The sequence below is a fragment of the Comamonas suwonensis genome (assembly GCF_012844455.2).
In the GTDB taxonomy this organism is placed as follows: domain Bacteria; phylum Pseudomonadota; class Gammaproteobacteria; order Burkholderiales; family Burkholderiaceae_C; genus Comamonas; species Comamonas suwonensis.
Genome location: NZ_JABBCQ020000017.1, coordinates 46,891 through 73,812, shown reverse-complemented (window position 1 = coordinate 73,812; position 26,922 = coordinate 46,891). Strand labels below are relative to the sequence as shown.

The 26,922-nt window shown below is 60.4% G+C and carries 24 protein-coding genes; 12 read left to right on the top strand and 12 right to left on the bottom strand.

The genetic code is table 11. From position 1 onward, the window contains the following. Positions 1–145: 145 nt before the first annotated feature. The 3 genes from HF327_RS17620 (at position 146) to dcd (ending at position 3,367) form a co-directional block, all read left to right on the top strand. A complete protein-coding gene (locus HF327_RS17620) occupies positions 146–1,237 on the top strand; it encodes a BMP family ABC transporter substrate-binding protein (RefSeq protein ID WP_198461675.1) in 1,092 nt (363 codons plus the stop codon). 207 nt (positions 1,238–1,444) lie between these two features. Continuing rightward, positions 1,445–2,737, top strand: coding sequence for a guanine deaminase (gene guaD / locus HF327_RS17615; RefSeq protein ID WP_198461636.1), 1,293 nt, complete (start codon positions 1,445–1,447; stop codon positions 2,735–2,737). Positions 2,738–2,800: 63 nt separating this feature from the next. After that, positions 2,801–3,367 carry a dCTP deaminase gene (dcd, locus tag HF327_RS17610; protein ID WP_099736037.1) on the top strand — a complete coding sequence of 189 codons (567 nt, stop codon included), beginning with the start codon at positions 2,801–2,803 and terminating at the stop codon, positions 3,365–3,367. Between the two features lie 67 nt (positions 3,368–3,434). On the opposite strand, the gene nadB is transcribed toward dcd, so the two are convergent. The 3 genes from nadB to HF327_RS17595 form a co-directional block, all read right to left on the bottom strand. Beyond that, complete coding sequence (gene nadB, locus HF327_RS17605) at positions 3,435–4,961, bottom strand: L-aspartate oxidase (protein WP_198461635.1); 1,527 nt, start codon at positions 4,959–4,961, stop codon at positions 3,435–3,437. 8 nt (positions 4,962–4,969) lie between these two features. Then, entirely contained in the window at positions 4,970–6,115 is a 1,146-nt protein-coding gene (nadA, locus tag HF327_RS17600) for a quinolinate synthase NadA (protein WP_198461634.1), read from the bottom strand. A gap of 225 nt (positions 6,116–6,340) precedes the next feature. Next, on the bottom strand, positions 6,341–7,300 hold the full coding sequence (locus HF327_RS17595) for a delta(1)-pyrroline-2-carboxylate reductase family protein (RefSeq protein ID WP_198461633.1): 960 nt from the start codon (positions 7,298–7,300) through the stop codon (positions 6,341–6,343). 167 nt (positions 7,301–7,467) lie between these two features. Here HF327_RS17595 and HF327_RS17590 point away from each other — a divergent pair, with 167 nt between their 5' ends. The 3 genes from HF327_RS17590 to HF327_RS17580 all read left to right on the top strand — a co-directional run bounded on the left by HF327_RS17590 (position 7,468) and on the right by HF327_RS17580 (position 10,453). Beyond that, entirely contained in the window at positions 7,468–7,797 is a 330-nt protein-coding gene (locus tag HF327_RS17590) for a hypothetical protein (RefSeq protein ID WP_198461632.1), read from the top strand. 141 nt (positions 7,798–7,938) lie between these two features. Next, entirely contained in the window at positions 7,939–8,820 is an 882-nt protein-coding gene (ypfJ, locus tag HF327_RS17585; RefSeq protein ID WP_198461631.1) for a KPN_02809 family neutral zinc metallopeptidase, read from the top strand. Positions 8,821–9,031: 211 nt separating this feature from the next. Continuing rightward, positions 9,032–10,453, top strand: coding sequence for a DEAD/DEAH box helicase (locus tag HF327_RS17580; protein WP_198461630.1), 1,422 nt, complete (start codon positions 9,032–9,034; stop codon positions 10,451–10,453). A 61-nt stretch (positions 10,454–10,514) separates the two neighbouring features. On the opposite strand, the gene HF327_RS17575 is transcribed toward HF327_RS17580, so the two are convergent. Continuing rightward, on the bottom strand, positions 10,515–11,369 hold the full coding sequence (locus tag HF327_RS17575) for a symmetrical bis(5'-nucleosyl)-tetraphosphatase (protein ID WP_198461629.1): 855 nt from the start codon (positions 11,367–11,369) through the stop codon (positions 10,515–10,517). Positions 11,370–12,758: 1,389 nt separating this feature from the next. Between HF327_RS17575 and HF327_RS17570 the strand changes: the two genes are divergently transcribed. Together HF327_RS17570 and HF327_RS17565 are read left to right on the top strand one after the other, a co-directional pair. Next, entirely contained in the window at positions 12,759–13,049 is a 291-nt protein-coding gene (locus HF327_RS17570) for an H-NS histone family protein (RefSeq protein ID WP_099736043.1), read from the top strand. A gap of 122 nt (positions 13,050–13,171) precedes the next feature. Beyond that, positions 13,172–14,362 carry an FAD-dependent monooxygenase gene (locus HF327_RS17565; protein WP_198461628.1) on the top strand — a complete coding sequence of 397 codons (1,191 nt, stop codon included), beginning with the start codon at positions 13,172–13,174 and terminating at the stop codon, positions 14,360–14,362. 73 nt (positions 14,363–14,435) lie between these two features. Here the strand turns inward: HF327_RS17565 and HF327_RS17560 are convergent, their stop codons facing one another. After that, positions 14,436–15,701, bottom strand: a complete 1,266-nt coding sequence (locus HF327_RS17560; protein ID WP_198461627.1) for an MFS transporter — start codon at positions 15,699–15,701, stop codon at positions 14,436–14,438. A 113-nt stretch (positions 15,702–15,814) separates the two neighbouring features. Beyond that, entirely contained in the window at positions 15,815–16,690 is an 876-nt protein-coding gene (gene kynA / locus HF327_RS17555) for a tryptophan 2,3-dioxygenase (RefSeq protein ID WP_198461626.1), read from the bottom strand. A 145-nt stretch (positions 16,691–16,835) separates the two neighbouring features. Here kynA and HF327_RS17550 point away from each other — a divergent pair, with 145 nt between their 5' ends. Continuing rightward, a complete protein-coding gene (locus tag HF327_RS17550; protein WP_198461625.1) occupies positions 16,836–17,708 on the top strand; it encodes a methylated-DNA--[protein]-cysteine S-methyltransferase in 873 nt (290 codons plus the stop codon). Between the two features lie 108 nt (positions 17,709–17,816). Next, entirely contained in the window at positions 17,817–18,791 is a 975-nt protein-coding gene (locus tag HF327_RS17545) for a DNA-3-methyladenine glycosylase family protein (protein WP_198461624.1), read from the top strand. Here HF327_RS17545 and HF327_RS17540 read toward each other — a convergent pair whose 3' ends face one another. Next, positions 18,792–19,367, bottom strand: a complete 576-nt coding sequence (locus tag HF327_RS17540) for a helix-turn-helix domain-containing protein (protein WP_198461623.1) — start codon at positions 19,365–19,367, stop codon at positions 18,792–18,794. It abuts the gene before it with no gap. A gap of 96 nt (positions 19,368–19,463) precedes the next feature. Here HF327_RS17540 and HF327_RS17535 point away from each other — a divergent pair, with 96 nt between their 5' ends. Then, a complete protein-coding gene (locus HF327_RS17535; protein ID WP_198461622.1) occupies positions 19,464–20,864 on the top strand; it encodes an L-lactate permease in 1,401 nt (466 codons plus the stop codon). Between the two features lie 61 nt (positions 20,865–20,925). Here the strand turns inward: HF327_RS17535 and kynU are convergent, their stop codons facing one another. The 5 genes from kynU to HF327_RS17510 all read right to left on the bottom strand — a co-directional run bounded on the left by kynU (position 20,926) and on the right by HF327_RS17510 (position 25,936). Next, positions 20,926–22,233 carry a kynureninase gene (gene kynU, locus HF327_RS17530; RefSeq protein ID WP_198461621.1) on the bottom strand — a complete coding sequence of 436 codons (1,308 nt, stop codon included), beginning with the start codon at positions 22,231–22,233 and terminating at the stop codon, positions 20,926–20,928. 71 nt (positions 22,234–22,304) lie between these two features. Beyond that, a complete protein-coding gene (kynB, locus tag HF327_RS17525) occupies positions 22,305–22,937 on the bottom strand; it encodes an arylformamidase (RefSeq protein WP_198461620.1) in 633 nt (210 codons plus the stop codon). A 97-nt stretch (positions 22,938–23,034) separates the two neighbouring features. After that, a complete protein-coding gene (locus HF327_RS17520; RefSeq protein ID WP_198461619.1) occupies positions 23,035–24,411 on the bottom strand; it encodes an amino acid permease in 1,377 nt (458 codons plus the stop codon). Between the two features lie 100 nt (positions 24,412–24,511). Next, on the bottom strand, positions 24,512–25,303 hold the full coding sequence (locus HF327_RS17515; RefSeq protein WP_198461618.1) for an AraC family transcriptional regulator: 792 nt from the start codon (positions 25,301–25,303) through the stop codon (positions 24,512–24,514). 9 nt (positions 25,304–25,312) lie between these two features. Continuing rightward, a complete protein-coding gene (locus tag HF327_RS17510) occupies positions 25,313–25,936 on the bottom strand; it encodes a LysE family translocator (RefSeq protein ID WP_198461617.1) in 624 nt (207 codons plus the stop codon). 231 nt (positions 25,937–26,167) lie between these two features. On the opposite strand from HF327_RS17510, the gene HF327_RS17505 reads away from it, so the two are divergent. After that, positions 26,168–26,899, top strand: a complete 732-nt coding sequence (locus HF327_RS17505; protein WP_198461674.1) for a Stp1/IreP family PP2C-type Ser/Thr phosphatase — start codon at positions 26,168–26,170, stop codon at positions 26,897–26,899. Positions 26,900–26,922 lie beyond the last annotated feature (23 nt).

Sequence of the window (26,922 nt, the reverse complement as noted above, 5' to 3'; positions counted from 1 at the left end):
GCTTTTGCACATCCGCTTCGTTCGCCCTGATGGCGCTGCACTCGCTGGTGCGTGCTTTGGTGCGATGGCTTGCCGCCTTGTGTAGCCCTGACTCAACTCCGAACGCTATGAGTTGCATCACGCAATTGACGCAATCCACATCATGATGTTCAAAAACACTCATCGCCTGGCCCAGCTGGCAGCCGCCTTGCTGCTGACTTCCAGCGTCGGCATGGTCGCCGCCGCGCAACCGCTCAAAGCCGCCTTTGTCTACGTCACCCCCGTGCTGGATGCCGGCTGGACGCGCCAGCATGAAGATGGCCGCAAAGCCATGCAGGCCGCGCTGGGTGCCCAGGTGCAGACCACGGCCGTCGATAACGTGGCCGAAGGCGCCGATGCCGAGCGCGTGCTGCGCGACCTGGCTGCCAGCGGCAACCAGCTGATCTTTACCACCAGCTTTGGCTATATGGAGCCCACGCTCAAGGTGGCGCGCGATTTTCCCCATGTGAAGTTTGAAAACCTCACCGGCTACAAGCGCCAGGACAACGTGGCCACGGCCAATGCCCGGCATTACGAGGGGCGCTATCTCTCGGGCATTGCCGCAGCGCGCGCCAGCAAGACGGGCGTGGCGGGCTTTGTGGCCGGTTTCCCCATTCCTGAAGTGCTGCAGGGCATCAACGCTTTCGCTTTAGGCATGCGCAGCGTCAACCCGAAGGCGCAGGTGCGCGTGATCTGGCTGGACAACTGGTTTGACCCGCCACGCGAGCGCGAGGCGGCCATGACACTGTTCAATCAGGATGTGGATGTGGTGGCGTTTCAGGTCGCATCAACAGCCGTCATGCAGGCTGCGCAGGAGCGGGGCAAGATGGCGATTGCCTTTCACACTGATATGCGCAAGGTCGCGCCGGATGCCCAACTGCTGGCCGTCACCCACCGCTGGGGCAAGTACTACGAGCAGCGCGCCAAGGCGGTGCTGGATGGCCGCTGGAAGAGTCAGGACTTCTGGGGTGGCGTGAAAGACGGCATGGTGGGCGTGGAAGGCTTTGGCCCCAAGCTCAGCAAGTCGGCGCGCGATGAGGTGCTGATGCGTGAAAAACAGATGGCCAAGGGTCAGCTCGTGCCATTTTCCGCAGGCAAGCAGGCCGTGCGTGACAACGCTGGCGCTGTGCGCATCCCCGCTGGAGCGACGCTGACCGACGCGCAGATTCTGGAGATGAACTGGCTGGCCGAAGGTGTGATTGGCGCCTTGCCACGCTGATAGCCGCTCTGCAGTGCTTTTAAAATCGTAGCTGCTTGCGCTTGTTTTTATTAGTTTTCATGTAAATAAATGCATGAACCCTATGAATAACAGGCGCAAGCAGCTTTGTTTTTAATAGCGGTTAAGCGTAAGCCTGCGCTCAATCGTATAGCCCCTATAAGCGCCGCCGTGTTCCGCTCGCCGGATCTGGCGCGTAAGCTCTTGCTCATGAAAATCTACCGTAGTGCCCTGCTGCGCTTTGCCGATGACGGCCAGGCTGTTTATGACTCCGACGCCCTGCTGGCCGTGGCGGCAGATGCCTCGGGCCGTCAGCGCGTAGTGGCTGCGGGCAGCTGGCAGGCGCTGGCCGATCAGTACATTCAGCGCGAAGGGGTGGAAGTCATCCACCTGCCAGGCAAGCTGCTGGCTCCGGGCTTTGTGGACATGCACATTCACTACCCGCAAACCGATGTGATCGGCGCACCGGCCCCCGGCCTGCTGCCCTGGCTGGAGAACTACACCTTCCCGCACGAGTCGCGCTTTCATGACCGCGAATACGCTGATGGCGTGGCCGAATTTTTCATGGATGAGCTGTTGCGCAACGGCGTGACCACGGCGCTGGCCTTTGCCACCTCGCATCCCGCATCGGTCGATGCCATCATGACGGCGGCGCAAAAGCGCAGCATGCGCATGATTGCCGGCAAGGTGCTGCAAGACCGCAACAGCCCCGATGGCGTGCGCGATGATACCGAGCAAGGCCTGATCGACACCGAGATCCTGATCAATCGCTGGCATGGCGTGGATCGCCTGGGCTACGCCATCACCCCGCGCTTTGCGCCCACCAGCACCGAGGCGCAACTGCGCGGTGCGGGCGAGCTGGCGGCTAAATATTCCGATGTCTGGATTCAGTCCCATGTGGCCGAGAATCTGGACGAAATCGCCTGGGTCAAAGAGCTGTTTCCTGCGGCGCGCAGCTATCTGGCCGTGTACGACGATTTTGGCCTGATGCGCGAGCGGGCGGTGTACGCGCACAGCATCTGGCTGGATGAAACCGATAGACAGCTGATGCAGAGCACCCGCTCGGCAGCCGCAGTGAGCCCGACCAGCAATCTGTTCTTGTCCAGTGGCTACTTCGACTACCTCAAGGCCGACGTATCGAACATGCTCTACGGTCTGGCCAGCGATGTGGGCGGCGGCATGAGTTTTTCGCCGTTTCGTACCATGCAGGCCGCCTATGTGGTGGGTCGCGAGGGTCATGCCAAGCAGGGTCAAAGCCTGTCGCCACAAAACCTGTGGTGGCAGCACACGGCGGGCGCGGCGCGGGCGTTGGGCCTGGGTGGCGTGATTGGCAATCTGCAGCCCGGCTGCGAGGCAGACTTTGTAGTCATCAACCCGGCTTGCACGCCGCTCTTGGAGCGTAAGACGGCTCAGGCGCGCAATCTGGACGAGCTGCTGTTTGCCATGATCATCCTCGGAGATGACCGCCTGATTGAGCAAACCATTGTTTCTCAAGCAAAATAGCGATCTTGCGCTGGTTACATAGCCATATAGCGCTATCAAAAACCAAGCGATACAGGATTTCCAATGAGCATCAAGAGCGACAAATGGATCCGTCAGATGGCGGAGCAGCACGGCATGATCGAGCCCTACGAGCCCGGCCAGGTGCGCCAGGTCGACGGCAAGAAGGTCATCAGCTACGGTACATCGAGCTACGGCTACGACATTCGTTGCGCGCGTGAATTCAAGGTCTTCACCAATATTCACAGCACCGTGGTCGACCCCAAGAATTTCGACGAAAAAAGCTTCGTTGATATGGAAGGCGACTACTGCATCATCCCGCCCAACAGCTTTGCGCTGGCACGCACGGTGGAGTACTTCCGTATTCCGCGTGATGTGCTGACCGTGTGCCTGGGCAAGAGCACCTACGCGCGCTGCGGCATCATCGTCAACGTGACGCCTTTCGAGCCCGAGTGGGAAGGCTATGTGACGCTGGAGTTCTCCAACACCACACCGCTGCCCGCCAAGATCTATGCGGGCGAAGGCTGCGCCCAGGTGCTGTTCTTCCAGGGCGACGAGCAGTGCGAGACCAGCTACAAGGACCGCAACGGCAAGTACCAGGGTCAGCATGGCGTGACCTTGCCCCGCGCCTGACGGTTGAAGCGCCTCATCAGAAAAGCCCGCTGTATCTGCCGCGGGCTTTTTTGTTTTCAGCCGATATTCACGCCGCGGCGGCTTCCCGCATGGGCCAGTCCAGATTGCAGTGCGCGCCCACGCTGGCGTGGCGCTGCAGGGCGGCGTCCACCATCAGGCTGCACAGCACGAGCTGGTTGCGCAGGGCATGGTCTGCACCACGCCACTGTGATCTCCACAGCACCAGTTGCTTGGCGGCGGCAATCAGGCTGTGGTTGCTGCGCACAATGCCCACGTTTTGCTGCATGAGCTGCTGCAAGTTGAGCTGCATCTCGTGCTGGCTGATGGGGCTGAACCCGCTGCTCTCATGGCGCTGGGTGCGATGAACTGTGGGGTGTTTGAGCAGGGGCTGATCGGCCATGCGCCGCGCAGCGGCGCGCCCCATGACCACGCATTCCAGCAGCGAGTTGCTGGCCAGCCGGTTGGCGCCATGCAGGCCGGTGCGTGCCACTTCTCCAATCGCCCACAGTCCGGCCACGCTGGTGCGCCCATCCACATGGGCCTGCACGCCGCCGCAGGTGTAGTGGGCGCAGGGCGCGACGGGAATGGGCTGGGTGGCAATGTCAATGCCGTGGGCCGCGCACAAGGCCATGACGCCGGGGAAATGCTGAGCCAGCCAGTCGCGGCTCTGATGGGTAATGTCCAGCAGCACATGGGGCAGTTGGTGTGCCCGCATTTCGGTATCGATGGCGCGGGCCACGATGTCGCGCGGTGCCAGTTCGGCCCGCGAGTCGTGGCGCAGCATGAAGCGTTCGCCAGGGTTGCCGTTTTTGCCGGGCAGGCGCAGCAGCGCGCCTTCGCCGCGCAGGGCTTCAGACACCAGACCCACCGCCTTGCCATTGAGGTGCAGCGCCGTGGGATGGAACTGCATGAACTCCAGGTCACGCACTGCGCAGCCTGCGCGCCAGGCCATGACAATCCCATCGCCCGTTGTCGTGGCGGGGTTGGTGGTGCTGGGATAGATCTGCCCCATGCCGCCCGTGGCCAGTACGGTATGGCTGGCCAGCATGCGCTGGTGGCGGCCATCGGCATTGCGCACGCTGGCGCCCACGCAGCGGCGCTGGGCATCTTGCAGCAACTCCATGGCGGTGCAGTGCTGCAGCAGGGTGATGTGGCCACGATTCTGGCAGGCCTGCAGCAGGCGCTGGTGCACGGCCAGCCCGGTGCGGTCTGTGGCGTGGACGATGCGCCGCGCGCGGTGGCCGCCTTCACGGGTCAGGTGCAGCTGCCCATTGGCCTGAGTGCTGAAAGGCACGCCATGCTGCTGGAGCCAGGCAATGGCGTCCGGTCCTTGCTCCAGAATGCGGCGCACGGCGGTTTCATCGCACAGGCCTGCGCCGGCGATCAGCGTGTCTTGTACATGGGCCTCAAGGCTATCGCTGGCGTCCAGCACGGCGGCAATGCCGCCCTGAGCCCAGGCGCTGGCGCATTCATCGGCGCGGCCTTTGCTGAGCAGGGTGATGCGCAGCGTGGCGGGCAGACTCAGAGCCAGAGACATGCCGGCCAGTCCGCTGCCGATGATGAGCACATCGGTGCACGTTTTGGAGTGGGGCATGGGGGCTTTCAGGCGGGGCCGAAGTTCTGGAACAGGGCGGTGTCTTGCACCATGTCGCCGCTGGCTTGCACGCGCTGGCGCTGGGCGGCGGCGAAGTCGAGCATGCGCTGAATGGGTTTGCGGGCGGCAAGTCCCAGGGCCGCATCCAGCTCAATCACGCCTTGGCGGTGCAGCAGGGCTTGCTCTACACCGAGCAGGCTGTTCATGGCCATCCACGGGCAAAAGGCGCAGCTTTTGCAGCTGCCGCCCGTGCCTGCGGTGGGCGCGGCCAGAAAGGTCTTGCCGGGGTAGCGCAGGCGCATGTCGTGAAGAATGCCCAGATCGGTGGCGACGATAAAGGTGCTGGTGGGCAGGCGGCCCACGGCGGCAATCAGCTGGGTGGTGGAGCCCACCACATCGGCCAGTGCAGTGACTTCGGCAGGCGATTCGGGGTGGACCAGAATCGCGGCCTCGGGATGGGCGTCGGCCAGCGCCTGCAGTTCATCGGCCTTGAATTCATCGTGCACCACGCAGCTGCCTTGCCACAGCAGCATGTCGGCCCCGGTCTGCTTCTGGATATGGCTGCCCAGATGCCGGTCTGGGGCCCAGAGGATTTTTTCGCCGCGTGCATGCAGGGCGGCAACGATGTCTTGCCCCACCGAGGAGGTGACGACCCAGTCAGCCCGCGCCTTCACGGCAGCGCTGGTATTGGCGTAGACAACCACGGTGCGGTCGGGGTGGGCATCGCAGAACTGGCTGAATTCATCGGCCGGGCAACCCAGATCAAGAGAGCAAGTGGCGTCCCCATCGGGCATGAGTACGGTTTTTTCAGGGCTCAGGATTTTGGCGGTCTCGCCCATGAAGCGCACGCCTGCCACTATCAGGGTGGTAGCGGGGTGCTCGGCGCCAAAGCGTGCCATCTCCAGCGAGTCGCCCACGCAGCCCCCGGTTTCGCGGGCCAGATCTTGCAGTGCACCATCCACGTAATAGTGGGCCACCATGACGGCATTGCGCTCCTTGAGCAGGGCTTTGATGCGCTGGGCAGTCTGGCGCTGCTGCGCCTGATCTTGCTCGGGCAGCACTCTGGCCCAGGCCTGACCGATGCTGCACTGGGCGCTGCCATTGGCATTGGTGCCCAGGGCGGGCTGATCGAATTCCACGGTCTTGATTGGCATTGTCTCCATCCTGAGTTGTTCTGTTAAATATTTATACTCAATTTGAGTATTATTAAAACTGGTTTTTCAGAGTTTGTCATCTGCGCTGAAAGTCAGAGCTGATTTGACTGGTTGACGATGCCGCCGTGTGAGAGGTGATATTTCAATGAAAAGTGGATTTGGCGCTTATGCATAAAGCGTTAGATGCTTCTGAAACAGGAGCGTTTCCCCAAGCCGCTTCAGTGTTTATGCCACTTGCGCAGACTGATGCTGTCGCAGGGCCAGGCGTGTGGCAGCCAGGTCCCACCCGCCCCAGCCGCAGGATTTGAAGAGCACAGGGCCCGTGGCCCGCGCCCAGTTTTGCTGCATCACGCTGGCCAGATTGGGCAGGGCGGTGACATCAATACCGGCTTGCAGCAGGTCGCCCGCTTCGTGCTCGGCATCTTTGGTGTCGACCACGATCTGGCCCTGCTGCAAAAAGCGCCAGCACAGTTCAGGGGCCAGCTCCACCATCTGCGGCGTAAAAGCGCCCACGGCGCAGACAAAGGCATCGGGGCGGGGCGCTTCATGTAAGACCACGGCCTGTGCGGGTGTGCAGGTCACGATCAGAGGGCAGTGGCGTGCGGCCAGAGCCAGATCATCGGTAATCTGCGCACGCAGGCCCATTGCCTGTGCCTGCGTCAGCAGGTTTTGCGCACTGCTGTGGCTGCGCGAGTGAATCCAGACCTCTTGCGTGCCCAGCCCTTGGGTAAAAGCCTGTAAATGGGCGCTGCCCTGCACACCTGCGCCGATGATGAGCAGAGGCCCATCCGGCTGCGCGGCCAGCTTGCGCGCGGCCAGTAAAGAAACGGCGGCGGTGCGGCGAGCGGTGATGGTGGGGCCATCCAGAATCAGCTGGCGCTCTCCCGTCGCAGCATCAAAGACGACGATATCGCCCTGAATGGTGGGCCTGCCCGCCTGTGCGTTGCCGGGCGTGAAGCTGATGAGCTTGGTCATGACCACCTGTCCATCGGTGGCAGGCATGCAGAACAGGCAGTTGCCGGGCGCAGTCGGCATGACGATGCGTGGCGGAACCGACACATTGGAGCTGCTTTGCATCTGACGCAAAAGTGTTTCTACCTCGTCGGCCAGAGCCGTCCACGGCAGTAGTGCTGCAGTGGCCTTGGCATCGAGAAATGCAGAGCGGGGCTGGGAGTGAGTGTTCATGGTCATGCGGGCCAGTGGCCAAAGACGGGACAGAGGTAGAGGCAGAGCTTACAAAAATGAAAGCCGGGCCCGGTGTTCGCCGACAAGAGATCACTGAATCAGCGCTTTGGGACGGGGTGAGCTGCGCGCACAATATCGTCTGTTTTATTGATTGATTTTTTGCACATATGTTTGGCTCATCTTCTCGAACAGAACAGCGCAAAGACCCCTCCTGGACGCAGGCGCCTTCGAGCCACGGACAGTCCGAGCCAGTCTGGCGAGAGGGCGGCGCTGCCCAGGCCTACGAGCCGACTCAGCAGCAAGCGGCTGCAGTGCGCAAGTCTTCGTCCGGCAAATTATGGATTTCTGTCATCCTCGCCATCGTCGGTCTGCTGGCCGTGGCCTATCTGCTGCTAAGCATGGTCAATGTGGTGGAAGAGCAGATGGCGCGCAACCAGCCAGACGCCGCGCAAATTCCTTCGGGTATGACACTGGTTTCAAGCCCGGCTGGGCGTTGAATAGCGCGCCAAAGGTAAACAATGGTGGGCAAAGTTTTTTCAGGTGACAAAAGCACAGCCTGATACGTCAAATATGAACGGGAGCCCTTAATATCGCCACCCGGCGCAGGCCATGTGCAAGACAACAAAGGAGTAAGCACCATGAAGTGGGAAGGCAACCGCGAGTCAGATAACGTCGAAGACCGCCGTGGTGACGGTGGTGGTCGTGGCGGTGGTGGTTTTCCCATAGGCGGCCGAAGCATTGGCATCGGCACCGTGGTTCTGGCGCTGGTCGGTTGGGGTGTTTTTGGCATCAACCCGCTGACAACGATTGGCATCCTCTCTGGCGATGGCTCACCCCAGGTGCAGCAGCAAGCGCCTGCGCAGCGCCCGGCAGCGGATGATCAAGGAGCCAAGTTTGTCTCTACCGTGCTGGCTTCAACTGAAGATGTATGGAGCCAGGTTTTTCGTGATGGCGGTGCCAACTACCAGAGCCCAAGGCTGGTACTATTTACGGGTGTGACGCGCACGGCCTGCGGCACAGGGCAGTCGGCCATGGGCCCGTTTTACTGTCCCGGTGACTCCAAGGTCTATCTGGATATGGACTTTTTCAACACCATGAGCCGCCAATTGGGTGCTCCTGGCGAATTTGCCCGTGCCTATGTGATTGCCCATGAGGTGGGGCACCATGTACAGAACCTGCTGGGTATCTCGGGCAAGGTCGATGCCATGCGCGGCCGCGTGAGTGAGCGTGAGCAAAACGCCATGTCCGTGCGCCTTGAGCTTCAGGCGGACTGCCTGGCGGGCATCTGGGCCAACAAGTCCCAGCAGGCCAAGAGCTGGCTGGAGCAAGGCGATATCGAATCGGCCATGAATGCCGCCCAGCAGATTGGCGATGACAAGCTGCAGCGCGAAGCCACTGGCACCGTGCGTCCTGACAGCTTTACCCACGGCTCCAGTGCTCAGCGTGTGCGCTGGTTCACACAGGGCTATAAAACTGGCAGCGTCAAGGCCTGTGACACCTTTGCGGCTCAGTCGCTTTAAACTTTGTGTTTGTCTGGCAAAGGCGTGTGTTGAGTCACACGCCTTTCTTTTTTGGGAGTTACCCTGCTGAAATCCGGGTTATCCCGGTAGATTACACGGGGTATTGAATGGCCTGCGTGTCTCTGTAAACACAGGGCGCAAAGCCGATCGAACGCCAAAAAATCACAAAGCCAACGCGAAAAACCCACTCGGTGCGACAATAACGCCCTCAATGACAAGCTCTTTCTCCAATCTTCACTTGGCTGAGCCCCTGGCTCGCGCTGTTGCCGACATGGGCTATGAGTCCATGACTCCGATTCAGGCGCAGGCCATTCCGGTTGTATTGACCGGAAAGGACGTCATGGGCGCTGCCCAGACGGGTACAGGCAAGACAGCGGCGTTCTCTCTGCCTTTGCTGCAGCGGCTGATGCGCCACGAAAATGCTTCGGCGTCCCCTGCTCGCCATCCGGTGCGTGCGCTGGTGTTGTTGCCTACGCGTGAGCTGGCCGATCAGGTGGCGCAGCAAATTGCGCTGTACGCCAAGCACACCAAGCTGCGCAGCACCGTGGTGTTTGGCGGCATGGACATGAAGCCTCAGACTATCGAGCTCAAGAAGGGCGTCGAAGTACTGGTGGCAACACCGGGTCGTTTGCTGGATCACATCGAAGCCAAGAATGTGGTGCTCAATCAGGTGGAATATGTGGTGCTGGATGAAGCCGACCGCATGCTGGACATCGGCTTTCTGCCCGATCTGCAGCGAATCCTGTCGCACTTGCCCAAGACGCGTACCACGCTGCTGTTCTCGGCGACTTTCTCGCCAGAGATCAAGCGCCTTGCAAGTAGCTACCTGCAAGACCCCGTCACGATTGAAGTGGCTCGCCCCAATGAAACCGCTTCCACTGTGGAGCAGCGTTTTTATAAGGTGACGGACGACGACAAGCGTTACGCAATTCGCTCTGTGCTGAAAGAGCGAGAGATTCGTCAGGCCTTCATCTTCTCCAACAGCAAGCTCGGTTGTGCCCGCCTGACTCGCGCCCTGGAACGTGATGGTTTGCGCGCCGCTGCCCTGCATGGCGATAAGAGCCAGGACGAGCGTCTGAAGGCGCTCGAAGCGTTTAAGGCCGGTGAAGTCGATCTGTTGGTCTGTACCGATGTGGCAGCTCGCGGTCTGGACATCAAGGATGTGCCAGCGGTCTTTAACTACGACGTGCCTTTCAATGCCGAAGACTATGTGCACCGCATTGGCCGCACCGGTCGTGCCGGCGCATCGGGTCTGGCGGTAACGCTGGTCACCGACCATGACAGCCGTCAGGTCGCCGAGATTGAAAAGCTCATCAAAAAGAAGATTCCGGTGGAGCCAGCGCCTATGGCTGACTTCCGCCCTGCGCGCCAAAGCCGTAGTGCTGAGGAGTTCCGCCCCCGTCGTGAGCGCGAGTTTGACGGTGCTCCCCGCACCAGTCATCCCCACCGCCCATCGCGTATGGCCCCTCGTGCATCCGCTGATCCGTTCTTCGACAAGCCTTATGAAGCCAGTGCTGCTGCTGAAGCGGCTGCCTGGGACAGCCGCACGGCTCCCGTCAAGAGTGCTGGCATCAAGCCCAAGCGCAAGATTGCGGCCTTGTTCAAGGCTCCGGTGCAAACAGCCCTCTCTTAAGAAAGAGCTGCATTAAAGAACGCCTGCTGACTGCAGGCGTTTTTGTTGGCATTGGCCGTTTTTAGCCCTTGCCGCCCGGCACTTGCATCTGAGGGCATTGCAGTTGAATCAGCTCGCGTTCATTCATGCGCTCGCCAATGCGCATCATGCTCAGGCAGCCTCCCCAGATACAGCCGGTATCCATGGCCATCAGATCAGGGCGATTGATATGCCCCAGTGTGGACCAGTGGCCAAATGCGACGGGCGTGTCGGCGGTGGCCCGCCCGGGAATATCAAACCAGGGTGTTAACCCCTCGGGGGCTTGATCGGCAGATTCTGAACTCTCAAAGTCCATCACGCCTTCCGCACTGCAAAAGCGCAGCCGGGTAAAGGCGTTGACGATGCAGCGCAGGCGATCATCGCCTTGCAAGTTGGCTGACCAGCGATCCGGCAGATTGCCGTACATGTTCTGCAAAAAGCGCGCAAAGTCAGCGCCTTGCAAAACGGCTTGCACCTCTGCATTCAATGCTATGCAGTCTTGCAGACTCCATTGGGGCAGCACACCGGCATGTACCATTAGGAGGTTCTCTCCGCTGGCATTGGTGTGCAGGCGACTCAGAGGCTGGTGGCGCAGCCAGCTCAGCAGGGCATCACGGTCAGGTGCATCCAGCACCTGAGCCAGGGTATCGCGCTTGCTCTGGCGGCGCAGGCCTTGGGCAGCGGCAAGCAGGTGCAGGTCATGGTTGCCCAACAGGGCGCGCATGGAGTCTCCGGCCTGCATGCAGCGGCGCAATACTTCGGCAGACTTGGGGCCGCGATTTACCAGATCACCCAGCACATAAAGCGTATCCCGGCTGACGGAGAAATCCACGGTTTGCAGCAGTTGCTCGAAGGCATCGTCGCAGCCCTGAATATCACCGATACAGTAAAGAGCCATGGTCTTCTTTCTTATGAACGATTCATGGATTTTCTGCTGATCGCAGGGCTTACGCTGCCGAGCGGTGTTTTTCGATGCCTAGCTTGACATCGGTATCCAGTTGCGAGGCTTGTCTGTGGGCGTAAGCCGGTGACAAAAGTGCGCAGGCCTTGCATGAAAATTTGAGCTATCCCTTCTTTTGCTTCAACTGGTAATTATTTTGTGCTTCTCCTTGGTGGCATTTTGACTAGCCGGCCATGATTGACTTTTCTGAAAATATCTGAAGAGGCTGCCTCTATTTCAGTTGCCGCTATTGTTGTGACTGCTATTGCATTTATAACGATTAATCGAGGGGGATGCTTCAGTGCGAGTGGGATAACTCTAGCCGACGCTGTTTTCGAGCTTTCTGCATAACCAATGACCTTGGTTGAATTCATCGCTCACTCCTTTTCCATTTGCTGGAGTCGCAATGAATGCCATTTTTGCCTTGATGAAAACGAATGAATCAACACGATGAACTATGCTCGAAAGGAAATGGTTACGAGCTTTTAGACGTGTGCAAGCGGATTCGATTGAGGGCAGTAAACACAAGACGCTGCAGAACGTATTTCGTTTGGACGAAAGATCTTCGACATCTTTAGTGGTGCCACACTCTGATGTGCAATCACTGGATGTCGAAATGACGTTAGTCCAGGCTTTTTAGCTCTGCGCTGAAGGGTGTGAGATGGGCAGCTATTCCTGGTACCTCGCTAGTCAATGATTGCCGGTTGAGCTTCTGGGCTTGATCAAAGGTTCTGAAATTCTGGAAGTGGACTCAGACTCACACGAGTTTTCTGAGAGCATGTGCTTGCTTCTTTGGATTTTTCTCTGAGCCTTGAGGGCACTAAAGTTGTGGCTACGATGCGCTCCCAAACAGGCGCAATCATGTTTGTGATTGATCAGTGCGGCGTCGTTCAGGGCGAACATAACATCGCATGATCTTTAGGAATACAGCGCCGGAGAACTGCAATCGATCGAAGCAAGCCAAGCCTGACCGATCCATCTGGATGGCGCTTCCTGGCGGCTTGATAGCCGCCCGGGAGTTGAAAGAACTTTGGGAGTTCTCGCTTTCCCGGATGAAGATCGAGGGCCCGATAACAAGCTCGTTGGATTATTTCTGGCGGACAGCAGGCATTTTCCTGTTCCCCTGAGAAGGTCTTTTCGGCGAATCGATATTTTTGCTGATGGGTTTTGATGACCTGTGTATCTCCAGGATATTTGAAATTCAAGATCAAGAAACATTAAATTATTAACATGAAGTTACATTTCATAAGCATCTTTAATTGTGGTTATTGCTTACTCGTTAATTCATGCATTTGAGATTCAAGCATTTATAATGATTTCACTTTAATCAACCAAGAAGCGCAAATCATGAGCACTTACAAGGAACTCCTGAAGCAGAGAGAAGACCTGGAGCAGCAAATCAACGAAGCCCGTACGCGAGAACTCGCTGATGCGGTGGGCAAGGTTCGTAGCCTGATTGCTGAATACGGTTTGACTGCTGAAGATGTATTTCCTCCTGCTCGTGCGCGTGCTTCCGCTAATGCGGGTGCCAAGGTCGCTCCCAAGTACCGTGATCCAGTCACGGGTCAGACTTGGACTGGCCGCGGCAAGCCGCCAAAGTGGATTGCAGACCAGGATCGCGAACAATTCGTTATCTAAGCTGTGGATTGCGCACGTTGAAAAAGCCCGCCTTTGCGGGCTTTTTTCATGGTGACTGTTTTGCGCCAGCGCAAATCAAAGTTCTCTTTCATTACGGTATTGAAGCGGCACAATCAGAACCCATGAATAAGCAGGTGTTGATTGCGGGGGGCGGTATCGGTGGTCTGGCGGCGGCTATTGCGGCGGCACGGGCAGACTGGGATGTGCGCCTTTTTGAGCGAGCCACAGAATTCTCTGAAGTCGGGGCTGGTATTCAACTCGGCCCTAATGTAGTGCGCAGGCTCCAGGCCTGGGGGTTGCAGCGGCCTTTGCAGCAGGTGGTGGCTTCACCTTCCGCCTTGCGTGCTTGTAGCGCTGTGACGGGAAAAGAGTTGGCCCGTTTGCCGCTGGGTCGCGATATGGTGCAACGCTATGGCGCAAGCTACGTCACCATTCATCGTGCCGACATGCACGAGATCTTGCTACAGGCTGCGCAAAATTTGCCAGAGGTGCACCTCAACCTCAATCAGTCGGTTAACAGCTACACCGAGCAAGATAGCGTGGTCACGATTCGAACCAGTGCCAATAAGCTGATTGAAGGTGATGCGCTGATTGGCGCGGATGGTGTGCGCAGCGCTGTGCGCTCCCAGATGCTGGGCGATGGTCCGCCGCGTGTGACCGGGCATCTGGCGTACCGCGCCATGGTGCATCAGGCCCAGTTGCCCAAACGCCTGCGCACCAGCGAGGTGACGGCCTGGCTGGGGCCGCACCTGCATGCCATTCAATACCCCGTGCGCCGGGGTGAGTTACAGAATCTGGTGGTGATTGTGCAAGGCCCGCCGCCCGCCGATCTGGATCATTGGGATCATTCCGCCAACTTGCCTGACTTGATGCAGCACCTGAAAGGCACTTGCAGCTATCTGCAGGACCTGGTGCAGCATGTGCCTGACTTGGGTGGCGAATGGCGTTTGTGGCCAGTGGCTGACCGGGTGCCTGTGGCCTCTGAGGCGCAGATGGCGCAGGGCATGGTGGCTTTGCTGGGTGACGCGGCCCATCCCATGCGGCCTTATCTGGCCCAAGGGGCTGGCATGGCGATTGAAGATGCTGCAGAGCTGCAGAGCGCGTTGTCCATGCATGATCTGGATGTCAGCCTGCGGCTGCGTCGCTATGCCCTGAACCGCTGGCAGCGCAATGCACGCGTGCAGGAAAGGTCGCTGCGCAATGGACGCATCTTCCACGCCACAGGGGTGGTGCGCTGGGGGCGGGATCTGTCGCTGCGCGCTCTGGGCGGGCGCATCATGGATGTGCCCTGGCTTTATGAAGGTGCGCTGTAGAGAAAGACTAAGCTCTAGTCACTATCTAAACAATAGCTGCTAACGCATATAGAAATTGCGCTAGAGCCGATTTTTAATGCATGACCTTCTGCAGCAGCGGCGAGGGTTTGATGACCCGGTAGGCCAGTACACCCATGCCCAGCATGGAGGCCACCATCAGCATCACGGCCTGATAAATGTCCGAACCCTGACGCTCCGCAATGCCGGCCACAATGCCTGACAGCCATTGCATGAGCGCCGCCCCCAGGAACATGGCCATGGTGAAGATGGACAGTGCACGTCCAGTGGTGGCGGGCGGGTAGGACGAGCGTACATCCGCATAGATCAGCGTGCCGTAGCCCGAGAGCGTGCTCATGACCAGCAGCAGAACCACGCTCCATACCGGGTGGTGAACCAGAGCCAGACCTACAAAAGTGGCCGCCATGAGCAGCGCAAAGCGTGCGATGCGCTGGCGGCGCAAGGCGGGGCCGGGGTCGAGGCGGCCGAACATGGACGGCACGAACAGCGAAATGATGGAGGAGGCCAGCGCCACATTGCCAGTGGTGACCAGCGAGAACTGGTATCGGTCCATCAACATGGGGCTGAGCCAGAGGCCGCGCACCGTCAGAAACGATGCATAGCTGACCATACCCAACAGCACAATGCCCCAGGTGTGGGGCAGCAGCAGCAGGCTGCCAAAGCCTTGTAGCGCTTCGATAAAGCCGGGCTTGGGCTGGGAGTCGCTGGCGATCTCGGGCTCATGCACCTTGAAGAAAATCAGCAGCCAGGACAGCACGCTCAGCACCGCCAGCAGCGCAAACCCCGCGCGCCAGCCCATGTGCTGCACCAGCCATGCCATGGGGGTTCCGGTAAACAGCAGCCCCAGCCCGCCCAGACCCAGGCCAATGCCGGACATGTAGGCAAACTTGTCTGCCGGGAAGTGGCGAGCAATAAACATGGTGCTGGCCAGAAAGGCGGGCGAGCAGCCAATGCCGATCAGCAACTGCCCCAGCATCAGCCAGGAATAGCTGGGTGCCATGGCCGACAGTACAGCGCCAGCAATTGACAGCGGAAAAGTCATCAGCACGGTGCGGCGCAAGCCGTAGATATCCATGCCAATGCCCATGATCAACTGGGCCACGCCGAAGGACAGTGCAAACAGCCCGGCAAACGAGCCCAGAGACTGGGCGGACAGTCCAAAGTCGCTGCGCAGACCATCGGCAATGATGGAGGTGACGGTGCGAAACGCCTGACTGAGTGCAAAGCCGGTTAGCAGGCAGACCAGCATGGCCCAGACGGCGGAAGAGGGTTCTGGTTTGCTGGCAGGGGGGACGGGAGAGGCGCTCTGAACGGAAGGCATGGGGGATTTTGTTGCGATGTTAGGTTTTTCCCTCAGCCTAAAGAATTCAGGCTGCCCGCGCTGTCACTTAAGAGCAGCAGGGACAGCCTGATCGGCGATGGCGGGAGGGCTGCTTACAGCTCGGTGCGCAGGCTCCAGATTTCGGGGAACAGCACCACATCCAGCATCTTCTTCAGATAACTCACGCCGCCAGTGCCGCCGGTGCCGCGCTTGAAGCCGATCACGCGCTCCACCGTGGTCAGGTGGCGGAAGCGCCACAGGCGGAAAGCATCCTCTATATCGGCCAGCTTCTCGCCCAGCTGATACAGATCCCAGTGTTTGTGCGGGTCGCGGTACACGGTAATCCAGGCCTGTTTCACGCCTTCGCAGGCCTCATACGGCTGGGTCCAGTCGCGCTGCAGCTTGTTGGCGGGAACCTCAATGCCTTCCCGGGCCAGCAGTTGCAGGGAGACGTCATACAAAGAAGGTGACTCGTATGCAGCTTGCACCTGGGCCAGCAGATCGCTGCGATGCTCGTGGGGCTTGAGCATGGCGGCATTCTTGTTACCCAGCGAAAACTCGATGCTGCGGTATTGGTAGCTTTGAAACCCGCTGGAGTTCGCAAGATAGGGGCGCATGGCCGTGTACTCGGGTGGCGTCATGGTCGAAAGCACGGTCCAGGCGCTGACCAGCTGCTCCATGATGCGGCTCACCCGGGCCAGCATCTTGAATGCATCGGGGCGGGTCTCGCCCGAGGCATTGGCAATCGCCGCTATGGCCGCGCGTACCTCGTGCAGCATCAGCTTCATCCACAGCTCGCTGGTCTGGTGCTGGATGATGAACAGCATTTCGTCATGCGCGGGCGACAGCGGGTGCTGGGCCGTCAGAATCTGGTCCAGATGCAAATAGTCGCCATAGCTCATGTCGCGGCTGAAGTCGAGCTGTGCCTTCTCGTCGCGGACGATGGATTCGCCGCCATGCATGGGGCAGCCAGAGGATTCGGTGGTCATGGTGGAATTTTTCTGAAGAGGTCAGTGTAGTCAGCGTAACCGAATCCAGACGCATAAAGACTGCAAGAACGTGGATGCAAGATGCAAAAGCTTTGCGTAAAGTCATTCCTGTTATTGACGCCAAGCCCTTGCCCAGATTCATGCCATGCCCAGTCCTTCGCCCTCCCACTCTGCTGCCGACCTTCAAATAGATGAGCGCATCACGCAATGCTGCCGCTGGCTAGAGGCCGAAGAGCCCGTGCCTGCGCTGGAGGTGCTGGCGCAGCGCCTGGGGCTCAGCCCCTGGCAGCTGCACCGCAGCTTCAAGCGCGTGACGGGGCTCACGCCCAAGGCCTACGCCAAGGCGCATCGCGGCAAGTATTTGCGTGCGGCGATGACGCCGGAGTCCAGCCAGTCGGTCACCGATGCCGCATACCTGAGTGGCTATGAGGCCAGCAGCAGTTTCTATAAAGATGCCCCCGCCATGCTGGGCATGGCACCCAAAACCTATCGCCAGCGCGGGCAGCATCAGACGATCCGGTTCGCACTGGCCGAATGCTCGCTGGGCAGCCTGCTGGTGGCCAGCACGGCGCAGGGCGTGTGCTGCGTGCTCTTGGGCGATGATCCGCAACGGCTGGTTGAGGATTTGCAGCAGCGCTTCGCGGCAGCGGAACTGATTGGAGCGGACAGCCAGTACGAGCAGACCGTGGCCCAGGTGGTGAGCCTGATCGAGCAGCCCAGGCTGGGTTTGGCCCTGCCGCTGGATATTCAAGGCACAGCGTTTCAGCAGCGGGTCTGGCAGGCTTTGCAGAAGATTCCGGCGGGTCAGACCCTTAGCTATTCAGAGCTGGCACGGCAAATGGGCATGCCCCAGTCTGCCCGCGCCGTTGCCAGCGCTGTGGCGGCCAACCCGATAGCGGTGGCCGTGCCCTGCCACCGCGTGCTGCGCAATGATGGAAGCATCTCGGGTTACCGCTGGGGCGTGGAACGCAAGCGTGCGCTGCTGCTGCGGGAAGCACAGCAGTGCAGCCCCGTTTGATTTGAAAAGCATAGCTGGCAGCGCCTGATATATATGTATTTTAGAGTGATTTGAGTTCAATATCTATGAATATCAAGCGCTGGAAGTTCTCAAAATCATAGGACCGGCATGCAGATCATTGAATGCCAACAAAGCCTGCCTCAGCCCTATCGCTGGCATGAGTTTCTGGCCTTTCACGCACGGGATGTGCAGCAGCGCTCCGAGCGGCTGCAGCCCCAGTCGCGGCGATTGTTCAAGGCCTTGATCTGGCATGGCCAGCCTGCCTTGATGGTGCTGCAGTGGAATGAGCGCCAGGTCCAGGCGCGGCTGCACTGGCCAGGGGATGTGGTGCAGGACACGGATATGCACAGTCAGCACCAGCAGCAGTTTCAAGCCCTGTTGCTGCGCATGCTGGGTCTGGCCTGGCCGCCCAGCGCATTGGTGCAGGCCCTTGGCTGTCATGCCGAGCTGGGGCCGCTGCTGGATCGACAACGCGGACTGCATGTGCCCGCATCGCCCACGCCGTTTGAGGCGCTGAGCTGGGCCATCATGGGTCAGCAGATATCGGTGGCTGTCGCTGTCAGCCTGCGGCGAAAGCTGATCGAGGCGGCAGGTTTGCCATTGCATTCATCAACCCAGCAGCAGGTGCCCGAGGCTGCGCATTTGCGGGCCAGCCCGGATGCGGAACAAGTCCTGCAGCTGGGTGAGGGCGCGCTGCGGGATCTGGGCTTTTCTCAGGCCAAGGCCCGGACTTTGCTGTGCGTGGCGCGGGCGGTACAAGAGGGCTTGCTGCCGCTGGATGACTGGGCACAGCAAAGCGCGCGGGGGCTGTGGAATGAGTCAACCGTCGAGGTCATGGCCCAGCAGTTGCTGGCTGTCAAAGGCATTGGCCCGTGGACGGTGAACTACTGCCTGCTGCGCGGCTACGGCTGGCCCGACGGCAGCCTGCACGGTGATGTGGCCGTGCGCCGCGCCATCGGGCTGCTGACCGGCACCGACAAGCCCGATGCCCGCGCCGCCAGCGACTGGCTGGCGCAATTCAAGCCCTGGCGCGCGCTGGTGGCCGCGCACTTGTGGGCTTCGCTGGCCGACAAGTCTTACTGATCAGGCCAGGGGCGAGAGCACCAGCAGCAGCAGGCGCGCCGTGGTGTCGCCGGCATTGGCCAGACGGTGCTCGCTGTCCACCACCAGTGTGGCCGTGTCGCCTGCGTGCAACAGCACCTGCTCTTGCGCGGTAAAGACCTCGATGCTGCCCTCCAGTACATGGAAGACTTCGCGCGTGCCAGCGCGGTGGGCCGCGAAGTGGCTGGAGACGGCGCGCGGCGGAAAACGGTAGTGCACCAAGTTCACGCCCGCGCTGGGGCTGGCCAGGGCCAGGCGTTCTACGCCGCTGGCCTCGTCGATAAAGCGAAGGTTCTCGCCGGCGCGCGTGATTTGCGCGGTCGGCGTGCTTTGCACCAGCTCGCCCAGCTCGCAGCCCAGGCCGCGTGCAATGGCCATGGCATTGCGCAAGCTGGTGGCCAGCAGGCCGCGCTCCACACGTGAAAGGGCTCCCGGCGAGACACCGCTGGCCTGCGCCAGTTGGTCCAGCGTGATGCCCAGCTGCGCGCGGCGCGCACGCACGGCGGCGCCGAAAAGCGCATCTTGCTCTGATGCTTCCGATGCGGTGGTGGAGTTCAAGCCTGGCTCCTTGTCTTGCGTCTGTGATTGCGTTAATAAATTTCCTATGAGAAAATTATTTTTCTGATAGGAAATTATTTTTCAGGGATGAATGCAATGTACATGCTTCTGAGCGCCTTGCCCGTGGTCAGCGTCATTGCCGCGCTGCTGGCGGGATGGCGGTCGCTTTATGCCGCCCTGGTGGGGGTGGCGGCGGCACTTCTGGCGATTGCCATGGCATTTTCCCAGCCTGCGTCGATCTGGGTGGCGGCTGCCATTCACTGGGCACCGGTGTTGCTGGAGGTGGTGCTGATTGTGGGCGGCGGCTTGCTGCTGTCCGAGGTGCTGCGCCAGTCGGGTGCACAAAAGGCCCTGGCAGACTGGTTGCTGGTGCGCGCGGGCAGCGGCACAGGGGCCGTGCTGCTGGTGGTGCATGGCATCACACCGTTTGCCGAGTCGGTCACCGGCTTTGGCGTGGGCGTGACCATCGGCATTCCGCTGCTGGCGCACTTTGGCCTTCCGGCGCGCAAAGTGGCGCTCATCGGTTTGCTGGGCCTGTGCGCCGTGCCTTGGGGCTCGATGGGGCCGGGCACCCTGGTGGCGTCCACCATGGCCGATCTGCCGTTCAAGGATCTGGGTCAGGCCTCGGCGCTGGTCAGCATGATTCCGTTTGCCATCACCGGCATGGTGGCTGCCGGGCTGTGCAGTGCACCCGGTCGTCTGAGCCTTGCATTGCTGCAAGGCCTGCTGTCCGGGCTGTTGCTGACAGCGGCGGTGGCGCTGATGAATGCCGTGGCCGGCACGGCACCTGCGGGCGCGCTGGGTGCCTTGGTGGTCGTGGGCTTTCATTTGTTGCGCATGCGCGCGCTTCAGCAGGCTCAGCCCTTGCATCCTTTGGGACGACGGGCGCTGGCGGCCTATGTGCTACTGCTGGGCGGGGTGCTGGTGGCCGGGGTGCTGGTGCGAGCCTTGGGTCTGCCCGGCCTCTGGCATGGACTGGCTTCACCAGGCTTGTGGCTGCTGCTGGCCGCTGGCTTTTTCGCGCGGGGTCTGCCGGAGCGTGAGTCGCTGCAGCGCGTCTGGCGTTCCTGGGCTCAGGTTGCTCCGGTGACGGCGCTGTTTATCACGCTGGGGGTGTTGATGGCGGTCTCGGGCATGGCCGCAGAGCTGGCGCATGCGCTGGCCCAGAGCGGGCCGCTGTACCTTCTGGCCGCTCCTTTTGTCGGGGCGCTGGGCGGTTTTGTGACCGGCTCCAACACCGGTGCCAATGCCATGTTTGCGGCCACCCAGGCCGAGATTGCCCGGGCGCTGAACGCACCACTGCTGCCCTTTATGGCCGTGCACAACGTCAGTGCCTCGCTATTGCTCATGGCTTCGCCCGGCAAGGTGGAGATGGCGGTGCAACTGGTGCCAGAGGGGGCAGCCCAGCGGCGCTGGGTGCAGCAAAGCGTGCTGGTCGTGGATCTGGTCGCTGTGGCGCTGATGGGCCTGCTCAACCTGGTCTGGGCCAGGGCTTGAGGTAGCCCGGCCTAGGCCGCCATCCGTTTGTCAAAAGGCGGCGGCGTGGCGGCTAGAGGCGTCAGGTCACCGCATTGATGGTGTTGAACTCGGGCTTCTTCCACTCGCCCGATTCCAGCACCTGGCGCAGATGCTCGACGGCATGCCAGACATCTTCAAAGCCTACATACAGAGGCGTGAAGCCGAAACGCAGAATGTCTTTGTGTTTGCCCGTGCCGCCGTCGCCCTTGCGGAAGTCGCCGATGACGCCACGCGCAATCAGGGCCTGGACAATCGCGTAGGCACCGCTGTCCTGGCCATCTACGCCCAGACCTTCGTCACGTGTGAGGCAGACTTGCGAGCCGCGCTGTGCATGGTTGCGCGGGGTGGCAAGTCCCAGGCCGTAGCCCTGGCAGCGTTCTTCAACCAGTTGGATGAACAGATCGGTCAGCGCCAGAGATTTGGTGCGCAGCGCTGCCATGCCGCCGAAAGCCTCGGCTTCGGTAAAGATGTCGATGCCGCACTGCAGCACGCTCATGCTGATCATGGGCTGAGTGCCGCACAGGTAGCGCTGAATGCCTTGGGCGGGGTGATAGTCCGGCACAAACTTGAAGGGCTCGGCATGGCCGAACCAGCCCGACAGCGGCTGCCAGAAGCGGTTGATCAGGCGTGGGTGGGCCCAGACAAAGGCGGGCGAGCCGGGGCCGCCGTTCAGGTATTTGTAGCTGCAGCCCACGGCAAAGTCGGCATCTGCACCCTTGAGGTCTATGGGCACGGCACCTGCGCTGTGGCACAGGTCCCAGACGCAAAGAATGCCCTTGGCGTGCGCGGCAGCCGTGACGGCTGCCATGTCATGCATGGCACCGGTGCGGTAGTTGACATGGGTGAGCATGGAAATTGCCACATCGGTTTGCAGCGCGTCGGCGATTTCCTCGGGCTCGAGCAGCACCAGCTCCAGGCCATATTCCTGGCAGACGGACTGGGCGATATAGAGGTCGGTGGGGAAGTTGCTGCGCTCGCTGATGAGTTTTTTGCGATTCGGCGCATCTTCACGGGCGATGCGCGCTGCGGCGCTGAGTACTTTGTAGAGGTTGATGGAGGTGGTGTCGGTAAACACCAGCTCACCTTCGCCCACGCCCAGCCAGGGGGAAAACTGGTTGCCCAGTCGCTCGGGCAGAGTGATCCAGCCGGCCTTGTTCCAGGAGGTGATGAGGTCTTGGCCCCATTGCTGCGTCACCACTTCGGCAGCGCGGGCGGCAGCGCTCTTGGGCTGGGCACCCAGAGAGTTGCCGTCCAGATAAATCACCCCCGCGGGCAGGGCAAAGCGATCGCGCAGGGGGCGCAGAGTGTCCAGATTGTCCAGGGCCTGGCAGTCTTGCAAAGTAGTCATTGTCATCCTTGTGTTTTTAATAGCTGCAAGCGCTTATTCTGATTGGGCTTGCGGGCAGTTTTTATGCAAATTCAGGCCAAGGCCCGCAAAATGGCTCTCACCGGCGATGCATCGGCTTCGGTCAGTTTGAGGGGCAGGGCGATCAGCTCGTAGTCACCTTCGGCCACTTCGTCGAGCACCAGATTTTCGAGAATGCGCAGATTGCGCTGGCGAATGACCATATGGCTGTCCAGCGTCTTGCTGCTGGCCGGGTCGATGCTGGCGGTGTCGATGCCGATGAGCTGGACGCCGAGGTCGGCCAACTTTTGCACGGTCTCTGGTGCATAGGCCGCCAGATCAGGGTCCCAGCCAGTGGGGGCCTTTTGATAGGTGCGTACCAGCACGCGCTGGGGCAGGCTGGCGTTGATGGCATGTTCAATATGCGGCCACTCGATCAGCGGCCCGCAGCCAATGGCATGAATCACGCGGCAGGGACCGAGAAAAGCATCCAGATCCACCAGGCCAATGGCAGCGCCCTGTGGGTCGTAATGCAGCGGTGCATCGGCATGTGCACCCACATGGGGCGAGAGGTGAATGGCGCTGACATTGACCGGGCAGCCCGGGCCAATGCTGGCGACCCATTCCTGGCTATACGGCGTATCGCCCGGGAAAACCGGTGCAGCAGGGTGAATGGCGGGGGAAATGTCCCAGAGTTGGCGTTTCATGGTGTGTACGAATGGGGTAATTCACTCTGGATCGATAACAGGTCTGAGTGCGGGACGGCCAGCAAGGGGCGCTCCGCAGCAACCTCCGTCGTCCCCTTTAGGGGGCAACCTTCTTCCTGTACCACAAAGCATAGACGAGGACGAGCACCATGAGGAACGGTACACCCACCAGCGTTGTCGTATGGAACTCCTTGGTAAACAGCGTGGTGACGATTACGCCCGCCATCAGCAGCGCGCCGATCAGCGTCAGCACCGGAAAGCCCCACATGCGGAATTCGAGTTTCTGGCCCGGGTGCTCGCGCTGCCAGCGGGGACGAAAGAACAGATGTGTCACAAACACCATGAACCACGCAAACATGGCGCCGAACATGGCAATGGACATCATCAGCTCCAGCGACTCCTTGGGCTTGAAGACGTTGAGCACCATGGCCACGGCCATGCCCAGACAAGATACGGCAATCGCGCCCAGTGGCACGCCGCTTTTGCTGAGCCGGCTCAGGCGCTTGGGCGCATAACCACCCCGCGAGAGGCTGAACATCATGCGCGAGGTGACATAGAGCTGGCTGTTCATGGCCGAAAGAGAGGCCAGTAGCACCACAAAGTTGAGAGCCGCCGCCGCGCCGGGGATCTGCAGAATCTCCATCACCTTCACGAACGGGCTCTTGTCTGTGCTGGCGTGGCTCCAGGGCACGATGGCCAGCATGAGCGCCAGCGACAGCAGATAGAACAGCACCAGACGCAGCACCGTGCTGCGGAAGGCGCGGGTGACGGCTTGCTTGGGGTTCTGGGCTTCACCCGCCGCAATGGCGATGGATTCCAGGCTCAGGTAACTGAAGATGGCTACGATCACGCCCACCCAGGTGCCCCACCAGCCATTGGGGAAGAAGCCGCCGTCGACAAAGTAGTTGTCAAAACCCACGCCTGCAGGGCGCGTTCCAAACACCACATAGGCGGCAATCAGGATAAATGCCACGATGGCAATGACCTTGACCATGGAGAACCAGTACTCCACCTGACCAAAGGCCTTGACGCTGGTGGCATTGACGGCGGCCAGCAGTATGGAGAACAGCAGCACCCACACCCATTGATCGACGGCAGGGAACCAGTAGGCCATGTACTTGCCCACGGCCGTCACTTCCATGCCCACGGCCAGCACCACGGCACCCCAGTAGGCGTAGCGCACCACAAAGCCGGCCAGCGGGCTGATGTAGTGCTCGGCATAGGCACCAAAGGATCCCGAGGTGGGGTGGGCCACGGTCATCTCGGCCAGGCAGCCCATGAGCAGCAAGCCAATGAAGGCACCAATGGCGTAGCTGATCAGCACGCTGGGCCCGGCAAAGCCAATGGCAAAGGCACTGCCCATGAAGAGGCCGGTGCCAATGGCACCGCCAATGGCAATCATGGTCATCTGGGCCGAGTTGAGGTGCGGCTGCAACCCGGTTTCGCGTTGCTGAATACTGTCAAAGTTGGCCATTGCTTACTTGCGGGCTCTGAAAATTGGGAGGAGCAAGTATCCCGCGAATACTCGGGCCAAGTGGTGCTTGGCCGAATGCCCTGGAGCCGGTTCTGGCTGATTAGTGCGTTGCCTGCGCGTAATTGCCGGGCGTCAGCGCGTGGTGGGCTTTGAAGGCGCGCTGCATATGGGATTGGTCGGCAAAGCCCATCTGGTGGGCGACCGCTGCCAGTGGCTGGCCCTGGGCCAGCAGGTGGCGGGCTGCATTGAGTCGAAGATTGAGCCGGTAGGCCCCTGGCGTGACGCCGGTGATGGCCGTGAAGCGGCGAATAAACCGGCTCGGGCTCATACCGCAGCGCAATGCCAGGGCCTGCACGCTGGTTTCATCTTCGGGGTTGCTGTGCAGATGCTGTAGTGCCGACAGCACCGCATGGGGCGGATCGGTGCGCGGCTGGGTAGGGCTGCCCAGCTGGCGCAAAAAATCCATCAATGACTGCGTATGACTTTGAATGTCTGAGGGAGTGCTGTCGCTGGCAAGCGGGCGGCAGAGCTGGTTGGCCCAGCGTGAAATCGCGGGCTCATTCAGCGCGTGCTTTGCAAAGTGCAGGGCGCTGACGCCGAGCTGCTCATGTACCCAGTCGGCCTGCACAAACAGCATGCGGTATGACCAGGGCTGTGAGGTCTCGGGGTTGCAAGCGTGCCAGTGCCCGGGTTCGATCAAAACCACGTTGCCGGCTTTCAGCGCTTCGGGGCCCTGGTCATGAAGAAACAGGGTCTCTCCTTCATCCACGATGCCAATGGAGTACTGGGCATGGGCATGCAGCCGGTAGCTGTAGCAGGACTGGTGGCTGATGCGCAGCTCCGTCCAGGGCGTGGCCGGGTGGCGGTGAAATTGATGACTGGGCGCAGGCATGGCGATTCATCATGCCAGCATGCTGACCACGCTGATCAGTAACAGCAGGGCCAGTGTTTGATTCAGGCGTTGCTGGCGTTTGGGAGTGCTTAACCATTGGGTAAGAGCGCGACCCAGCGCAGCCCAGAAGCCGACTCCCAGCAGGCACGCCAGCAAAGAGATGGTGCAGAACAGCAGCAGCGCCGTTTCCAGTGGCATCTGAGGGCTAGCGAGTGGCGCGACAAAAATGCCCACGCCGGACAGCGCTACCAGCCAAGCCTTGGGGTTGAGGCTCTGAATCGCTACACCTTGCACAAATGCTTTGGATAAACCCGTTTGCAACGCGGCAGAGGTATTGGTTTCCCCTGAAGAGTCGACATGGCTAGAGGCCAGCCGCCATGCCAGCCATAGCAAGTAGGCGGCGCAAATACGCGGAGCCCATCGCAGCAATTCAGGCTGCTTCAGCAACCAATGCCCACTCTGGCCCATCAGCCAGACAATGGCTGCATAACTGAGGCTGGCGCCGAGGACATACACAAAAGCAGTGATCCGGCAGCGGCCGCCACCGTGGCGCAGGGCGATCAGGTTCACGGGGCCAGGTGTGATGGCACCCGCCAGCGCAAACCCGGCCATGGCCAAGAACGAAGAAAACATGAGAAAGCCCGAAGTACAAGGCTGGCAAGTCTGGGCTTTCTGCGTCGCGAGGTATTGAACAAAATTGCGCCTTTGACCCGTGAACAACTGCAAAACGGCGTCTTTTCAGACAAGTAATAGCGGCAACTTACGTTACGCTTGGATTCCTTTTTACCCATCTGCTTACTGTTCCCGTCTTCCATGTCAACCGCTCAAGCCTCTTTTCCCTCCCGTGTCTGGCCAGCGGTGCGCATGGTTGCGTGTGCCGATATGGGTATGAAGCGCCGCAACAATGAAGACGCGGTCGGCATCCAGCCCTTGGCTGAGCCCTGGCCTGTGGCCGTGCTGGCGGATGGCATGGGTGGCTATAACGCGGGCGAGGTGGCCAGTGCCATGGCCGTTGACCTGATTACGGCCGCTGTGCGCAATGAAGCCTGGGCGGACAGCTCTGCCAAGGTAGCGCAATGCGAGCTGACCGATGCCTTTCACATGGCCAATCTGGCCATCTTCGGGGCTGCGCAATCTGCGCCTGAATGCCGTGGCATGGGCACCACGGTTGTTGCCGCGCTGGTGCTGGAGGATGAACTTCTGGTGGCTCATCTGGGCGACTCCCGTGCCTACGCCTGGCACGAGGGGCAGTTGCAGCGCCTGACGCGCGACCATTCTCTGGTGCAGCAAGAGATTGATGCGGGCCTGATCACAGCTGAAGAAGCTTTGCATTCGCGCTACAGCCATTTGGTCACCCGTGCTCTGGGCGTCACGTCGCTGGTCGAGCCAGAACTCACGCACTGGCCTCTTCATCATGGCGACCGCATCATGCTTTGCTCAGACGGGCTGACCGATATGCTGGCCGATGCCTGCCTGCAATCCTTGTTTGAGGAAAACTTGCCGCTGCAGGAGCTGCTGCTCTCGCTGATCGCTGCGGCAAATGCGGCGGGTGGCAAGGACAATATTGGTGTGGTGCTGATGGAGGAAGAGACCTGATCCTCTATCTAACTAGAGCTTAG

Excerpts from the sequence above, each read along its gene's own strand:
- HF327_RS17595 (WP_198461633.1), bottom strand. The coding sequence starts at position 7,300 with ATGAACACTCACTCCCAGCCCCGCTCTGCATTTCTCGATGCCAAGGCC.
- HF327_RS17620 (WP_198461675.1), top strand. The coding sequence starts at position 146 with ATGTTCAAAAACACTCATCGCCTGGCCCAGCTGGCAGCCGCCTTGCTG.
- kynB (WP_198461620.1), bottom strand. The coding sequence starts at position 22,937 with ATGAAACGCCAACTCTGGGACATTTCCCCCGCCATTCACCCTGCTGCA.
- nadA (WP_198461634.1), bottom strand. The coding sequence starts at position 6,115 with ATGCCAATCAAGACCGTGGAATTCGATCAGCCCGCCCTGGGCACCAAT.
- kynA (WP_198461626.1), bottom strand. The coding sequence starts at position 16,690 with ATGACCACCGAATCCTCTGGCTGCCCCATGCATGGCGGCGAATCCATC.
- HF327_RS17590 (WP_198461632.1), top strand. The coding sequence starts at position 7,468 with ATGTTTGGCTCATCTTCTCGAACAGAACAGCGCAAAGACCCCTCCTGG.
- HF327_RS17565 (WP_198461628.1), top strand. The coding sequence starts at position 13,172 with ATGAATAAGCAGGTGTTGATTGCGGGGGGCGGTATCGGTGGTCTGGCG.
- HF327_RS17570 (WP_099736043.1), top strand. The coding sequence starts at position 12,759 with ATGAGCACTTACAAGGAACTCCTGAAGCAGAGAGAAGACCTGGAGCAG.
- nadB (WP_198461635.1), bottom strand. The coding sequence starts at position 4,961 with ATGCCCCACTCCAAAACGTGCACCGATGTGCTCATCATCGGCAGCGGA.
- dcd (WP_099736037.1), top strand. The coding sequence starts at position 2,801 with ATGAGCATCAAGAGCGACAAATGGATCCGTCAGATGGCGGAGCAGCAC.
- HF327_RS17510 (WP_198461617.1), bottom strand. The coding sequence starts at position 25,936 with ATGTTTTCTTCGTTCTTGGCCATGGCCGGGTTTGCGCTGGCGGGTGCC.
- HF327_RS17535 (WP_198461622.1), top strand. The coding sequence starts at position 19,464 with ATGTACATGCTTCTGAGCGCCTTGCCCGTGGTCAGCGTCATTGCCGCG.
- ypfJ (WP_198461631.1), top strand. The coding sequence starts at position 7,939 with ATGAAGTGGGAAGGCAACCGCGAGTCAGATAACGTCGAAGACCGCCGT.
- HF327_RS17550 (WP_198461625.1), top strand. The coding sequence starts at position 16,836 with ATGCCCAGTCCTTCGCCCTCCCACTCTGCTGCCGACCTTCAAATAGAT.
- kynU (WP_198461621.1), bottom strand. The coding sequence starts at position 22,233 with ATGACTACTTTGCAAGACTGCCAGGCCCTGGACAATCTGGACACTCTG.
- HF327_RS17545 (WP_198461624.1), top strand. The coding sequence starts at position 17,817 with ATGCAGATCATTGAATGCCAACAAAGCCTGCCTCAGCCCTATCGCTGG.
- guaD (WP_198461636.1), top strand. The coding sequence starts at position 1,445 with ATGAAAATCTACCGTAGTGCCCTGCTGCGCTTTGCCGATGACGGCCAG.
- HF327_RS17560 (WP_198461627.1), bottom strand. The coding sequence starts at position 15,701 with ATGCCTTCCGTTCAGAGCGCCTCTCCCGTCCCCCCTGCCAGCAAACCA.
- HF327_RS17505 (WP_198461674.1), top strand. The coding sequence starts at position 26,168 with ATGGTTGCGTGTGCCGATATGGGTATGAAGCGCCGCAACAATGAAGAC.
- HF327_RS17575 (WP_198461629.1), bottom strand. The coding sequence starts at position 11,369 with ATGGCTCTTTACTGTATCGGTGATATTCAGGGCTGCGACGATGCCTTC.
- HF327_RS17580 (WP_198461630.1), top strand. The coding sequence starts at position 9,032 with ATGACAAGCTCTTTCTCCAATCTTCACTTGGCTGAGCCCCTGGCTCGC.
- HF327_RS17515 (WP_198461618.1), bottom strand. The coding sequence starts at position 25,303 with ATGCCTGCGCCCAGTCATCAATTTCACCGCCACCCGGCCACGCCCTGG.
- HF327_RS17520 (WP_198461619.1), bottom strand. The coding sequence starts at position 24,411 with ATGGCCAACTTTGACAGTATTCAGCAACGCGAAACCGGGTTGCAGCCG.